Source organism: Aeromonas rivuli (assembly GCF_000820045.1).
Taxonomy (GTDB): Bacteria; Pseudomonadota; Gammaproteobacteria; order Enterobacterales; family Aeromonadaceae; genus Aeromonas; species Aeromonas rivuli.
Map to the genome: position 1 here is coordinate 28,621 of NZ_CDBJ01000065.1, position 12,481 is coordinate 41,101.

13 protein-coding genes and 1 tRNA gene are annotated in these 12,481 nt (G+C 58.1%); 12 read left to right on the forward strand and 2 right to left on the reverse strand.

Features of this window, described 5'->3' with window-relative positions; translation table 11 throughout:
* Positions 1 to 77: 77 nt before the first annotated feature.
* From ispF to rpoS, 7 genes are read left to right on the forward strand one after another with little or no spacing between them, the layout of a single operon-like run.
* Entirely contained in the window at positions 78 to 554 is a 477-nt protein-coding gene (ispF, locus tag BN1130_RS15250; RefSeq protein ID WP_042042985.1) for a 2-C-methyl-D-erythritol 2,4-cyclodiphosphate synthase, read from the forward strand.
* Positions 554 to 1,621 carry a tRNA pseudouridine(13) synthase TruD gene (gene truD, locus BN1130_RS15255; protein WP_042042986.1) on the forward strand — a complete coding sequence of 356 codons (1,068 nt, stop codon included), beginning with the start codon at positions 554 to 556 and terminating at the stop codon, positions 1,619 to 1,621. The genes ispF and truD overlap by 1 nt, the downstream gene beginning before the upstream one ends.
* Positions 1,622 to 1,681: 60 nt before the next feature.
* Positions 1,682 to 2,428, forward strand: coding sequence for a 5'/3'-nucleotidase SurE (gene surE, locus BN1130_RS15260; RefSeq protein WP_042042987.1), 747 nt, complete (start codon positions 1,682 to 1,684; stop codon positions 2,426 to 2,428).
* 4 nt (positions 2,429 to 2,432) lie between these two features.
* Complete coding sequence (locus tag BN1130_RS15265) at positions 2,433 to 3,050, forward strand: protein-L-isoaspartate(D-aspartate) O-methyltransferase (RefSeq protein WP_042042988.1); 618 nt, start codon at positions 2,433 to 2,435, stop codon at positions 3,048 to 3,050.
* Positions 3,047 to 3,628, forward strand: a complete 582-nt coding sequence (locus BN1130_RS15270; protein WP_042042989.1) for a YqaA family protein — start codon at positions 3,047 to 3,049, stop codon at positions 3,626 to 3,628. Before BN1130_RS15265 ends, BN1130_RS15270 begins: the two co-directional genes overlap by 4 nt.
* A 10-nt stretch (positions 3,629 to 3,638) precedes the next feature.
* Positions 3,639 to 4,712, forward strand: coding sequence for a peptidoglycan DD-metalloendopeptidase family protein (locus BN1130_RS15275; RefSeq protein WP_042042990.1), 1,074 nt, complete (start codon positions 3,639 to 3,641; stop codon positions 4,710 to 4,712).
* A 46-nt stretch (positions 4,713 to 4,758) separates the two neighbouring features.
* Positions 4,759 to 5,736 carry an RNA polymerase sigma factor RpoS gene (gene rpoS, locus BN1130_RS15280; RefSeq protein WP_042042991.1) on the forward strand — a complete coding sequence of 326 codons (978 nt, stop codon included), beginning with the start codon at positions 4,759 to 4,761 and terminating at the stop codon, positions 5,734 to 5,736.
* Between the two features lie 84 nt (positions 5,737 to 5,820).
* Here rpoS and tsaD read toward each other — a convergent pair whose 3' ends face one another.
* Positions 5,821 to 6,834: a tRNA (adenosine(37)-N6)-threonylcarbamoyltransferase complex transferase subunit TsaD gene (tsaD, locus tag BN1130_RS15285; protein ID WP_042042992.1), complete on the reverse strand. Its 1,014-nt coding sequence runs from the start codon at positions 6,832 to 6,834 to the stop codon at positions 5,821 to 5,823.
* Between the two features lie 179 nt (positions 6,835 to 7,013).
* Between tsaD and rpsU the strand changes: the two genes are divergently transcribed.
* The 5 genes from rpsU (at position 7,014) to BN1130_RS15305 (ending at position 11,882) form a co-directional block, all read left to right on the forward strand.
* A complete protein-coding gene (gene rpsU / locus BN1130_RS21765; RefSeq protein ID WP_005309452.1) occupies positions 7,014 to 7,229 on the forward strand; it encodes a 30S ribosomal protein S21 in 216 nt (71 codons plus the stop codon).
* 14 nt (positions 7,230 to 7,243) lie between these two features.
* A complete protein-coding gene (locus tag BN1130_RS15290; RefSeq protein WP_042042993.1) occupies positions 7,244 to 7,687 on the forward strand; it encodes a GatB/YqeY domain-containing protein in 444 nt (147 codons plus the stop codon).
* Between the two features lie 89 nt (positions 7,688 to 7,776).
* Complete coding sequence (gene dnaG / locus BN1130_RS15295; RefSeq protein ID WP_042042994.1) at positions 7,777 to 9,561, forward strand: DNA primase; 1,785 nt, start codon at positions 7,777 to 7,779, stop codon at positions 9,559 to 9,561.
* Between the two features lie 182 nt (positions 9,562 to 9,743).
* Positions 9,744 to 11,639 carry an RNA polymerase sigma factor RpoD gene (rpoD, locus tag BN1130_RS15300; RefSeq protein ID WP_269745814.1) on the forward strand — a complete coding sequence of 632 codons (1,896 nt, stop codon included), beginning with the start codon at positions 9,744 to 9,746 and terminating at the stop codon, positions 11,637 to 11,639.
* A gap of 166 nt (positions 11,640 to 11,805) precedes the next feature.
* A tRNA-Ile gene (locus BN1130_RS15305) sits at positions 11,806 to 11,882 on the forward strand.
* A gap of 49 nt (positions 11,883 to 11,931) precedes the next feature.
* Here the strand turns inward: BN1130_RS15305 and BN1130_RS15310 are convergent.
* The gene (locus BN1130_RS15310; RefSeq protein ID WP_042042996.1) at positions 11,932 to 12,402 is read right to left on the reverse strand and encodes a tetratricopeptide repeat protein; all 471 of its coding nucleotides are present in this window, start codon (positions 12,400 to 12,402) and stop codon (positions 11,932 to 11,934) included.
* Positions 12,403 to 12,481 lie beyond the last annotated feature (79 nt).

Here is a 12,481-nt window from a genome sequence, read left to right on the forward strand (position 1 = left end):
ATGATCCGCATCGACCACGGTGTTTATACACACAAGATTAATGGGGCAGGTCCCTGCATGTCAGGAGGGCGTCAAGCATGATCCGCATCGGCCACGGTTTTGATGTACATAAGTTTGGCGGGGTTGGCCCCTGCATGCTGGGCGGTGTCGCCGTGCCCTATGAACAGGGGTTGCTGGCTCACTCGGATGGCGACGTGGTATTGCACGCGGTGAGCGATGCCCTGCTCGGTGCCATAGGTGCCGGCGATATTGGCCGCCACTTCCCCGATACGGCGGCGCAATTCAAAGGTATTGATAGCCGTATCCTGCTGCGGGATGTCTTTGTGCGGGTACGGCAGGCGGGCTATGTCATCGGCAATCTGGACGTGACCATCATTGCTCAGGCCCCCAAGATGGCGCCTCATATCGAGGCCATGTGCGCCGTACTGGCCGCCGATCTGCAATGTGAACTGAACCGGGTGAACGTCAAGGCGACCACTACCGAACAACTGGGCTTTACGGGGCGCAAGGAAGGCATAGCCACCGAAGCCGTCGTCTTACTGGTGAAACAATAATGTCGCAACAACTCGCATATCTGCACGGTACCCCAGAGGCCCGTGGCATTCTCAAGGCCCAGGCCAGTGATTTCGTGGTGGTCGAGGATCTCGGCTTCGAGCCTTGCGGCGAGGGGGAACATATCTTCGTGCGAGTGCGCAAGACGGGCGAGAACACTGCCTGGGTGGCAGGCCTGCTGGCCGATGCTGCCGGGGTCAATCGCAATGCGGTGACCTGGGCTGGCCTCAAAGATCGCCATGCGGTAACCGAGCAGTGGTTCGGTATTCACCTGCCGGGCAAAGGTGCGCCGGACCTGTCGGTGATCGAGAGCGACAGCATCCAGATCCTGCAGGCCAAGCGCCACAACCGCAAGCTGCGGGTCGGTTACCTCAAGGGCAACCACTTTCGTCTGCGTCTGACTGCTCTGGAGCAAGCTGACAGTCTGGTGTCTCGCCTGCAGGCCATCGCCGCGCAGGGGGTGCCGAACTACTATGGTGAGCAGCGCTTCGGTCGGGGTGGCAGCAATCTGGACGCGGCCAAGGCGATGTTTGCCGGCAAACGGATCAAGGATCGCAACAAGCGTTCTCTTTACCTTTCTGCTGCGCGCAGCATGCTGTTCAATGTTATCGTCAGCGCCCGCGTCGAGCAGGGACTGGCTAGCGAGTTGCTGGCCGGGGATTGCGTGATGCTCAAGGGCAGCCACTCCATCTTCAGTGAAGAGAGCGTGACCCCTGAACTGGCTGCGCGTCTGGCCTCAGGCGACGTGCAGCTGACCGCCCCTCAGTGGGGGCGTGGCCGTCTGGCGAGCCAGGGCGCCGCCGCCGAATTTGAACAGGCGGCGTTGGCCCCTTATCACGACTGGTGTGATGGCCTGGAGAAGGCCGGGCTGGATCAGGACAGACGTCCGCTCTTGCTCAAGCCGGAAGCCATGAGCTGGACGTTGGATGCCGAGGCCCTGACCCTCTCGTTCTTCCTGCCGGCCGGTGCCTTTGCGACCAGCGTGGTGCGCGAATTGATGCAGGCTGAAGAGGCCGATCATGGGGTCAGGAATCAGGCAGATGGCAATGATGCGCCCTCTGTGGAATAACGACGTGGCAGCGGTGGCCTCTCGGCCCTCCCTTGTTTGATGGTTTCAGGAAGAGCACAGATGCGCATTCTGGTGAGTAACGATGACGGTGTTCATGCCGAGGGCATTCATGCCTTGAGCGAGGCGCTGCGCAGCTGCGGCGAGGTGATAGTGGTCGCGCCGGATCGCAATCGCAGCGGTGCGAGTCACTCCCTGACGCTGGAGACACCTTTGCGGGTCAGTTGTATCCCGCAAACCGGTTATCATGCGGTCAAGGGCACGCCGACCGACTGCGTGCACCTGGCGGTCAACGAACTGGTACGCCCCGAACCCGACATGGTGGTGGCCGGGATCAACCACGGTGCCAACCTGGGTGACGATGTCATCTATTCGGGCACGGTCGCTGCGGCGACCGAGGGGCGCCACTTGGGTTACCCCTCCCTGGCGATCTCCCTGGTGGGCCGGACGCATTTTGCCTCGGCCGCTCACTACGCCGTCCAGCTGGTCAAAGGCTTGATGCAGTTTCCGCTGCCGGCCAATCAGATCCTCAACGTCAATGTGCCCGACCTGCCCCTCGCCGAGATCAAGGGCATCAAGATCACCCGGCTCGGTAATCGCCACCGGGCCGAGTCAGTGATCCGCGCCCAGGATCCTCGCGGCCAGACTATCTACTGGATTGGCCCGCCCGGCTCGCAACAAGATGCGGGCGAGGGCACGGATTTTGCGGCTGTCGAACAGGGCTATGTCTCTATTACTCCCTTGACCATCGACATGACTGCTCACGGCAGTCTGGCCGGGTTGGGGGCATGGTTGGAACAACAGGGATGAAGGTGTGATAGTACAGCGCCTTTTAAATCAGCTTATTGCCCAGGGCGTCAGCGACTTTCGTGTACTCGCCGCGCTCGCCAAGGTGCCACGCCAGCTGTTTGTGGATGAGGCCATGGCCCATAAGGCCTGGGATAATACCGCCCTGCCCATTGGCCAGGGGCAGACTATTTCCCAGCCTTACATGGTGGCGCGGATGACAGAGTTGCTGATGCAAAACGATCCGGCCCATGTGCTGGAGATTGGCACTGGCTCTGGTTATCAAACTGCGGTGCTCGCCAACCTGGTTGAACAGGTCTATACGGTAGAGCGGATCAAGTCCTTGCAGTTCCAGGCGAGACGCAGGCTCAGGCAGCTGGATCTGCACAATGTCTCGGCCAAACATGGCAATGGCTGGCTCGGTTGGCCGAGCAAGGGACCCTTTGATGCCATTTTGGTGACCGCGGCGGCGAGTGAAGTGCCGACTGCCCTCACCGATCAACTGGCCGATGGCGGCCGCATGATTTTACCGGTAGGGGACAGTCATCAGACCCTGCAACTTATCGAACGCAACGGTTCCCAGTTGACCAGTCGAGTCCTGGAGCCGGTGCGTTTTGTGCCCCTTATTGACGGAGATGTTGAGTGAAGCTGTTTTCTCGCCTGTATGTGTTGGTGATGCAGTGGGCCCGCCATAAATATGCCCCCTATTACCTCTCGATCACCGCCTTCATCGAGTCAATCTTCTGGCCCATTCCGGTTGATGTGATGCTGGCGCCCATGGCGCTGGCCAAGCCGCACAAAGCCTGGCACTACGCGGCCCTGGCGACCTTCTTCTCAGTGTTGGGGGCCGTGGTGGGTTATGGTCTGGGTTATGCACTCTGGGATCCCGTGGTGCAGCCTCTGGTGGTCTCCGTCGGTTATCAGGACAAGATTGCCCTGGCCCAGCACTGGTTTGAACAATGGGGGATCTGGGTCATTTTCATTGCCAGCTTCACCCCCATCCCCTACAAGGTATTTACCGTGACGGCAGGGTTGCTCCATATGGCACTCCTTCCCTTCATCATCACCTCTCTCATCGGGCGCAGCATGCGTTTCTTCCTGGTGGCGGGTTTGATGCGTTGGGGTGGTGAGCGGATGGAGCAAAAGCTGATGCACTATGTCGATCTGCTTGGCTGGATCTGTATCGCCCTGGCTGTCGCGGCCTATTTCTGGTTTAGTCGTTAAGGATATTTTTATGAATGGGCATATATGGCGGGGGTGTGCCGTTACCCTCTTATCCGGTTTGTTGGCAGCCTGTTCTTCCAGCACAACCCCAGCGCCGGTACAGGGGTTGTCAAGCGAGGGCTCGGTGCGCGCGGTGCCAAGCCGGCAGGGAAGCATAAGCAAACCGACGATTTCGGGGCGCAGTTACACGGTCAAGCGTGGCGACACCCTCTACTCCATCGCATTCAATGCGGGTAGCGACGTGCCCTCCCTGGCCAACCTGAATGGCATAGGTGCGCCCTATAACATACATCCAGGCCAGGTGATCCGGCTGGATGGCGCCGAAGGCAGTCCGGTGATGGTCAGCAGTACCAGCAGCGGGAGCGCCGCGCGTACCTATCAGGTGCGCCGTGGTGACACCCTGAGCAGCATAGGCCGCCAGTTTGGTGTAGCCAATCAGACCCTGGCACAGCGTAATAACTTGAGTGCGCCCTACAATCTGAACGTCGGCCAGACCCTCAATGTGGGCGGTTCGGCAGCCGCATCCGGTACCACCATGGCGGTGGCAAGCAGCCGCCCAACCAGCACTGCGACCACCCCGGTCAGCACAGGTACGACCAGCGCATTTGTGACCAATAAAAGCGTTGCCCAGCCTGCTCCAAAAGCATACGCTGGCACTTCAGTACAAAATAACAACAGTGTCACACAGAACAATAACAATGCCTCATCATCGCGCCTCGCTTGGCACTGGCCCGCTCAGGGTCGGATAGTCGAAGGCTTCTCTGTCGCTGAACAGGGAAACAAGGGCATAGACATCGCTGGCCAGAAGGGGCAACCCGTCTACGCCGCCAGTGGCGGTAAAGTGGTCTATGCCGGAAGCGCATTAAGAGGTTATGGCAAGCTTGTCATCCTGAAACATGACGACGACTACCTCTCGGCCTATGCACACAACGATGCGCTGCGAGTCCGGGAAGGAGATGTGGTCAAGGGTGGGGCTGTTATTGCCGATATGGGAAGCACGGATGCGCCGGATGTGCGCTTGCACTTTGAAATCCGGTACCGAGGCAAGTCGATCAATCCAATGGGATACTTGCCAAAGCGTTAACCCCAGAGCGTAGTGCTAACTCTGGTTCAGGTCAGGGAGACACACCATGAGCCAAGAACAACTGGTTATGCAGGATGCAGAGTTCGATGAGGAGCTGGAGGTTGAAGAGGCTGAAGTGACAGAGACGGCGACAGCCGACACCGAGGAGTCTATCTCCGAAGAGTTGTTGGCGCCGGATCTGCACAAGGTGATGGATGCCACCCAGCTCTATCTGGGAGAGATAGGATTCTCTCCCCTGCTCACCGCCGAAGAAGAGGTCTATTACGCCCGTCGTGCCCTGCGCGGCGACAAGGCGGCTCGCAAACGCATGATTGAATCCAATCTGCGCCTTGTGGTCAAAATTGCCAGACGCTACAACAATCGTGGCCTGGTGCTGCTGGATTTGATTGAAGAGGGGAACCTCGGCCTCATCCGTGCCGTGGAAAAGTTTGACCCAGAACGGGGTTTTCGCTTCTCGACCTATGCCACCTGGTGGATCCGCCAGACCATAGAACGGGCCATCATGAATCAGACCCGTACCATTCGCCTGCCCATTCACGTGGTCAAGGAACTCAACGTCTACCTGCGTACCGCCCGTGAACTGTCCCACCGCCTCGACCATGAACCCACGGCCGAAGATATCGCCTTTGCCCTGGATCGCTCGGTCGCCGACGTCAATCGTATGCTCAAGCTCAACGAGAAGATCACTTCGGTCGATACCCCGATAGGTGGGGATCGTGACAAGGCGCTGCTCGATGTGCTGTCCGATGAGCGCGGCATGGGTCCCGAGCTGGAGTCCCAGGAAGATGACATGCGCAGCAGCATAGTCCACTGGCTGGAGGAGCTGAATCCCAAGCAGCGCGAGGTGCTGGCACGCCGTTTCGGTTTGCTCGGTTATGAGCCTGCCACCCTGGAAGATGTCGGGGCCGAGATTGGCCTGACCCGGGAGCGGGTTCGTCAGATCCAGGTCGAGGGCTTGCGTCGTCTGAGAGAGATCATGGTGGGGCAGGGGCTCTCTATCGAGGCGCTGTTCCGCAGCAATTAGCGGCGTGCCGGTGAGGGATCGCAAAGCAACAGATGCAAGAAGGGGCCTAATGGCCCCTTCTTCTATATGTATCGCCAGCGTGATTCAAACCGGCTGCAGCGTATCCAGCGGCCAGCGTGGCACTGCCTTGACCTCCAGTGGTTCAAACACGCCAGCTTTGAGTCGCTGCATGCCCGCGTAGGCAATCATGGCGCCATTATCGGTGCAGTATTCGGGGCGGGGGTAGAAGACCTCGCCCTTGAGAGTCGCCATCAAGTCGGCCAGCTGGGCGCGCAGATGGCGGTTGGCACTGACACCGCCGGCCACAACCAAGCGATTCAGCCCTGTCTCTTTCAGGGCGCGGCGACACTTGATGGCCAGGGTATCGACCACGGCATCTTCGAAGGCACGGGCGATATCGGCGCGGGTCTGCTCATCATCCCCTTGCGCGGCTATGGTGTTGGCGGCGAAGGTTTTGAGACCGGAGAAACTCATGTCGAGCCCGGGGCGGTCGGTCATGGGGCGCGGGAACTTAAAGCGCCCGGTGACGCCCTTCTCTGCCAGCCTGGAGAGCAGGGGGCCACCCGGATAATCGAGCCCCATCAGCTTGGCGGTCTTGTCGAAGGCCTCACCGGCGGCGTCATCAATGGATTCGCCGAGCAGTTGGTAACGGCCTATGCCGTCGACCCGTACCAGCATGGAGTGACCACCGGAAACCAGCAGCGCCACGAAGGGGAACTCGGGCGCCGTCTCTTCCAGCATGGGAGCCAGCAGATGACCTTCCATATGATGCACGGCGATGGCAGGTTTGCCCCAGGCCATGGCCAGGGAGCGGCCTATGGTCGCACCGACCAGAATGGCGCCGACCAACCCGGGACCTGCGGTGTAGGCGATGCCATCGATGTCATCCTTGCCAAGGCCAGCTTCCAGCAATGCCGCCTGGATCAAGGGGATCGTCTTGCGAACATGATCCCGGCTGGCGAGTTCGGGGACGACGCCACCGTAGTCCGCATGCAGCTTGACCTGGCTGTATAACTGATGGGAAAGGATCCCTTTTTGATCGTCGAAGATCGCGATCCCGGTTTCGTCACAGGATGTCTCTATGCCCAATACACGCATTGCTAAAAAATTTCACTGCTAAAATGAGACGGCTATGGTAACCTTCGCGGGTTTTTTAAACCAGAGCGATCTCTGCGGGTTTACTTTTATTCCCTGTCCAGAGTATAATTTCGCACCATTTTAAGACATGCTGATCGACTGATGATCAGCTAACAATTTATCACTGAGGTGAAAGGCACATGCCAGTAATCAAAGTCCGTGAAAATGAGCCGTTTGACGTTGCTCTGCGTCGCTTCAAGCGTTCTTGCGAAAAGGCCGGTATCCTGTCTGAAGTTCGTAGCCGTGAGTTCTACGAGAAGCCGACTACTATCCGTAAGCGCGCCAAAGCGTCTGCCGTCAAGCGTCACGCCAAGAAGCTGTCTCGCGAAAACGCTCGTCGTATCCGCCTGTACTAATTAGAGTTTCTGCCATGTCTCTGAAAGATCAGCTCAAGGATCAACAAAAACTCGCCATGCTTGCCAGAGATAAGGCTCGCTTGGGGACGATTCGTTTGCTGATGGCCGAGATAAAACAGCGTGAAATTGATTCCCGTATTGAGCTAAATGATGAGGATATCCTCGCTGTCGTGACCAAGATGGTCAAACAGCGCCGTGATTCCATCAGCCAATATGAGGCCGCTGGTCGCCAGGATCTCGCCGATGTCGAAGCCGCCGAGATCCAGGTGCTGCAGGAGTTCCTGCCGCAGCAGCTGACCGCTGCCGAAATTGAAGCCCTGATAGTGCAAGCCATCGCCCAGAGCGGTGCTGCCGTCATGGCCGATATGGGTAAAGTCATGGCTGTCTTGAAGCCAAAAATTCAGGGACGCGCCGATGTCGGTGCCGTCAGCGCGTTGGTGAAAACCCGCCTGGCGTAATAGGCAGAGCCCTTGTTGGTCGAAAGAAGCCGTGCTTCCCTGGGAATGCGCGGCTTTTTTTATTTTTTCTCTCATGAAACAGGATGGTTATGGCAGGCCGGATCCCGCAATCTTTCATCGATGATCTGCTCGCTCGTACCGATATTGTCGAGCTGATCGACTCCCGGGTACGACTGAAAAAGGCCGGCAAGAATTATCAGGCTTGCTGCCCCTTCCATAACGAAAAGAGCCCCTCCTTCACCGTCAGTCAGGAGAAGCAGTTCTATCACTGTTTCGGCTGTGGCGCCCATGGCAATGCCGTTGGCTTTGTCATGGAGTATGACGGCCTCGAATTCCCTGATGCCATTGATGAACTTGCCAGCATGCAAGGCATGCAGGTACCCCGCGAACAGAGTGGCAGTGGCGCTGCCGGATCCCAGCCTGCGGTCAGCAAGGATCTGTTTGAGCTGATGAACCAGATTGCCCGCTTCTATGAGAGCAACCTCAAGAGTGCGCCACAAGCGGTGGAGTACCTCAAAGGACGAGGGCTCAACGGCGAGGTGGTCAAGCGCTTCAACATTGGTTACGCCCCGGGAGATTGGGATCAGGTCAGGCGGCGTTTTGGTGCCAGTCGGGATCATGAGCAGTTGTTGATCACCGGTGGCATGCTGATCCCCCGTGACAGCGGTCCGGGCAGCTATGATCGTTTCCGCGATCGCATCATGTTCCCCATTCGTGACAAGCGGGGCCGGGTCATCGGCTTCGGTGGCAGGGTGCTGGGGGAGGGTACGCCCAAATATTTAAACTCTCCCGAGACGCCTATCTTCCATAAGGGCCGCGAGCTGTTTGGTCTCTATGAGGTCAAGCAGGCTCATAAAGAAGTACGCCGCGTCCTGGTGGTGGAAGGTTATATGGATGTGGTGGCCCTCGGTCAGTTCGACATTGACTATGCGGTGGCCGCGCTGGGTACGGCCACCACTAGCGATCACATTCATACCCTGTTTCGCACCACGGCGGAGGTGGTCTGCTGTTACGACGGTGACAAGGCCGGACGTGAAGCAGCCTGGCGGGCGCTAGATAACGCCCTCTCTCATCTGCAGGATGGCCGTGAGCTCAAGTTTGTGTTCCTGCCCGATGGCGAGGACCCCGACTCTCTGGTGCGCCAGATAGGGAAAGAAGGCTTTGAACAGTTGCTGGATCAGGCGCAGCCTTTTGCAGACTTCATGTTTGAGCGCCTGGCCCGGGATGCGGCACTCTCCGGCGAAGCGGGCAAGTTCGAGGTGGCCAACAAGGCTGCCGAACTGATCCGTCGCGTCCCGGAAGGCTTCACTCGCGAGGGACTCATAACCCGACTCTCCAGCATGATGCGCTGGGGGGAAAACCAGCAGCGGATCACCGAACTATTCTCTCGCCATACCCCATCCAAGGTGGAGCAGGCTAAGCCGCACCGGGGCAAGCTGACCCCTCTGCGCCGGGCACTGGCGCTCATGGTGCAATACCCAGGCATCACCGCCGAACTACCAGCCATGCCGGAGCTGGCGGGGCTCAGGTTGCAAGGCATTGGCTTTTTGCTCAAGCTGCATCAACAGATCCTGGCGCAACCCGGCATTACCACGGGCATATTGCTCGAGCACTGGCGTGGTACGAAAGAGGGGGAGATCCTTGCCCAGCTCGCCATGCATGACTTGTTCGAAATCCAGCTCGAACGTGAGCCTGATATCCTGGGGGAGTTGCAAGACACCTTTGTCGGCTTCATCAACCAGTTCTTGAAGCAGCGGATCGAAGAGCTACAGGCTAAGGTGGCCCAGCAGGGACTCACTGCCGAGGAGACCCAGGAGCTGATGATGTTGATCAGAGAGGTACAAAGTGAGAAAAGAAATGATATCGGGGCTTGATATTTGAGTGGTGGGTCCCAATATAAACATTGTTGCCCGAATCGACGGGATTAGATGCAAAAACGTATAACCGCCTGGCCCCGACAAACAAAGCGGGCAGGGGTTTCTCAGACCGACGCCGCAACCAGACATAGCATGTCTGGCGGTTTTCTATTAGAATTGGCTATTTGCGCACCAGCGCATTGCTCGCGCAACCTAGCAACACCAACCGGATGAGTTCTATGGAGCAAACCCCGCAGTCTCAGCTTAAACTCCTCGTTGCCAAAGGTAAAGAACAGGGCTACCTGACTTATGCCGAGGTGAACGATCACCTCCCGCAAGAGATCGTTGACTCTGATCAGATCGAAGACATCATTCAGATGATCAACGATATGGGTATCCAGGTAGTGGAAAACGCACCGGATGCCGATGACCTTATCATGGCCGAAGGCGGTACCGCCGACGAAGACGCTGCCGAAGCAGCGGCCCAAGCACTGGCCTCTGTTGAATCTGAAATTGGTCGCACAACCGACCCTGTCCGCATGTATATGCGGGAGATGGGTACCGTCGAGCTGCTGACCCGTGAAGGCGAAATCGACATCGCCAAACGGATCGAAGACGGTATCAATCAGGTACAGAGCTCAGTCGCCGAGTACCCGGAAGCCATCACCTATCTGCTTGAACAGTACGACAAATTTGAAGCCGAACAGCTGCGTCTGTCCGACATCATCTCGGGTTTCATCGACCCTAACGAAGCCGATGATGTGGCGCCAACAGCGACCCATATTGGCTCCGAACTCAGCGAAGACGATCTCGCTGACGAAGATGAAGATGAAGATGAAGACGAAGATGAAGACGGCGACAGCTCGGACGATGAGGCGGACACAGGTCCTGATCCTGAAGTCGCTCGCGAGAAGTTTGGTGAGCTGCGTGCCCAGTACGAAGTCACCCGCCTCTCTATCCAGAACAATGGCCGTGCCCACGACGACACCCAGGCTGCCATAGCGCAGCTGGCCGACGTATTCCGTCAGTTCCGCCTGATGCCCAAGCAGTTCGATCGCTTGGTCAACAACATGCGCGAGATGATGGAGCGGGTGCGGATCCAGGAGCGGATCATCCTGAAACTCTGCGTTGAGCAGGCCAAGATGCCGAAGAAGACCTTCGTCGCTGCCTTCACCAACAATGAGTGCGATACCGCCTGGTTCGAATACCAGAAGCAAGCCGGTAAAGCCTGGTCGCCCCGCTTGCTCGAGATGGATGAAGACGTGCTGCGTGCCATCGGCAAGCTGCAACAGATCGAAGTCGAGACGGGTCTGTCCATCGCCCAGATCAAGGACATCAACCGTCGCATGAGCATCGGTGAGGCCAAGGCCCGCCGTGCCAAGAAAGAGATGGTTGAGGCCAACTTGCGTCTGGTTATCTCTATCGCCAAGAAGTACACCAACCGTGGCTTGCAGTTCCTGGATCTGATCCAGGAGGGCAACATCGGTCTGATGAAAGCGGTAGACAAGTTTGAGTACCGTCGTGGCTACAAGTTCTCGACCTATGCTACCTGGTGGATCCGTCAGGCCATTACCCGCTCCATCGCGGATCAGGCCCGTACCATTCGTATCCCGGTGCACATGATCGAGACCATCAACAAGCTCAATCGCATCTCTCGTCAGATGCTGCAGGAGATGGGTCGCGAGCCCAATCCGGAAGAGCTGGCCATGCGCATGGGCATGCCGGAAGACAAGATCCGCAAGGTACTGAAGATCGCCAAGGAGCCTATCTCCATGGAGACGCCCATCGGTGATGATGAAGACTCCCACCTGGGCGACTTCATCGAGGATACCACCCTGGCCCTGCCGGCCGATGCGGCCACCAGCGAGAGCCTGCGCAACGCGACCCGCGAAGTGCTGGCCGGTCTGACCGCCCGGGAAGCCAAGGTGCTGCGGATGCGGTTTGGTATCGATATGAATACGGATCACACGTTGGAGGAGGTCGGCAAGCAGTTCGACGTCACCCGCGAGCGTATTCGTCAGATCGAAGCCAAGGCTCTGCGCAAACTGCGTCACCCGAGCCGCTCGGAAGTGCTGCGCAGTTTCCTCGACGAGTAACGACTCGCTTGCTGACAAAGCCCCGCCATGCGGGGCTTTGTTTTATTTATGCCAAAGGGATCACGAACTTGCGGCCAGATTGGACAAAATGTCGCCAAGTGATTGATCTGGCTATGGACTAGGACTTTTTCATCCCCTATAATCCACGCCGCAAAGCAATACCCATGGCCCCTTAGCTCAGTTGGTTAGAGCATACGACTCATAATCGTCAGGTCCCCAGTTCAAGTCTGGGAGGGGCCACCAAATTCAGACAAAGCCGCTCATGTTGAGCGGTTTTGTCGTTTTTAGCCTCTCACCAACGCCTGTCCAGATCCTCGGCATAGAGTGCCATGGCGCCCTTGTACGGGGTCAGTGAAGGGTCCGCTGTACTCTGTGCAAGCAGACCGAGCAGTGCCTCGCAAGCCTCTTTATGACGCCCCTGGTTGTAATGGACCATGGCGCGAAAGGCCGTGAACTCGCTCGCCTGGGGAAACAGTGCCAAGCCCTGCTCCAGGGTGACCAGGGCCGCCTCATGCTGACCCAGGCTGCGATATGAGCTGCCGAGCCCCAGCAGGGCACCACGCAGGGAAGATCCAGCGAGTCCTAAGGTGATGGCCTGCTGATAGAGATGTATGGCCTGGGCCTCGCGCCCGAGCATGTCGTGCAGGCTGGCCACTTCATAATGCAGCTCGGCGTGTAGCGGGTGCTCGATGAGTTGCAACAGGCCGTGCTGGCGAGCTTCTTCGATCCGCCCCTCGACCCTGAGGGCTTCCAATAGTTTCATATGCGCTCCTGCATGGGGATGTACAGGCAGTATGCCTGCCGGTCGGCAAACAGGGAACGGTGGCCGTCTGGCTGAGGAG

Bases quoted from the DNA above. Each gene is read 5' to 3' on its own strand.
- ispF (WP_042042985.1), top strand. From the start codon at position 78: ATGATCCGCATCGGCCACGGTTTTGATGTACATAAGTTTGGCGGGGTT.
- truD (WP_042042986.1), top strand. From the start codon at position 554: ATGTCGCAACAACTCGCATATCTGCACGGTACCCCAGAGGCCCGTGGC.
- surE (WP_042042987.1), top strand. From the start codon at position 1,682: ATGCGCATTCTGGTGAGTAACGATGACGGTGTTCATGCCGAGGGCATT.
- BN1130_RS15275 (WP_042042990.1), top strand. From the start codon at position 3,639: ATGAATGGGCATATATGGCGGGGGTGTGCCGTTACCCTCTTATCCGGT.
- rpoS (WP_042042991.1), top strand. From the start codon at position 4,759: ATGAGCCAAGAACAACTGGTTATGCAGGATGCAGAGTTCGATGAGGAG.
- tsaD (WP_042042992.1), bottom strand. From the start codon at position 6,834: ATGCGTGTATTGGGCATAGAGACATCCTGTGACGAAACCGGGATCGCG.
- rpsU (WP_005309452.1), top strand. From the start codon at position 7,014: ATGCCAGTAATCAAAGTCCGTGAAAATGAGCCGTTTGACGTTGCTCTG.
- BN1130_RS15290 (WP_042042993.1), top strand. From the start codon at position 7,244: ATGTCTCTGAAAGATCAGCTCAAGGATCAACAAAAACTCGCCATGCTT.
- dnaG (WP_042042994.1), top strand. From the start codon at position 7,777: ATGGCAGGCCGGATCCCGCAATCTTTCATCGATGATCTGCTCGCTCGT.
- BN1130_RS15310 (WP_042042996.1), bottom strand. From the start codon at position 12,402: ATGAAACTATTGGAAGCCCTCAGGGTCGAGGGGCGGATCGAAGAAGCT.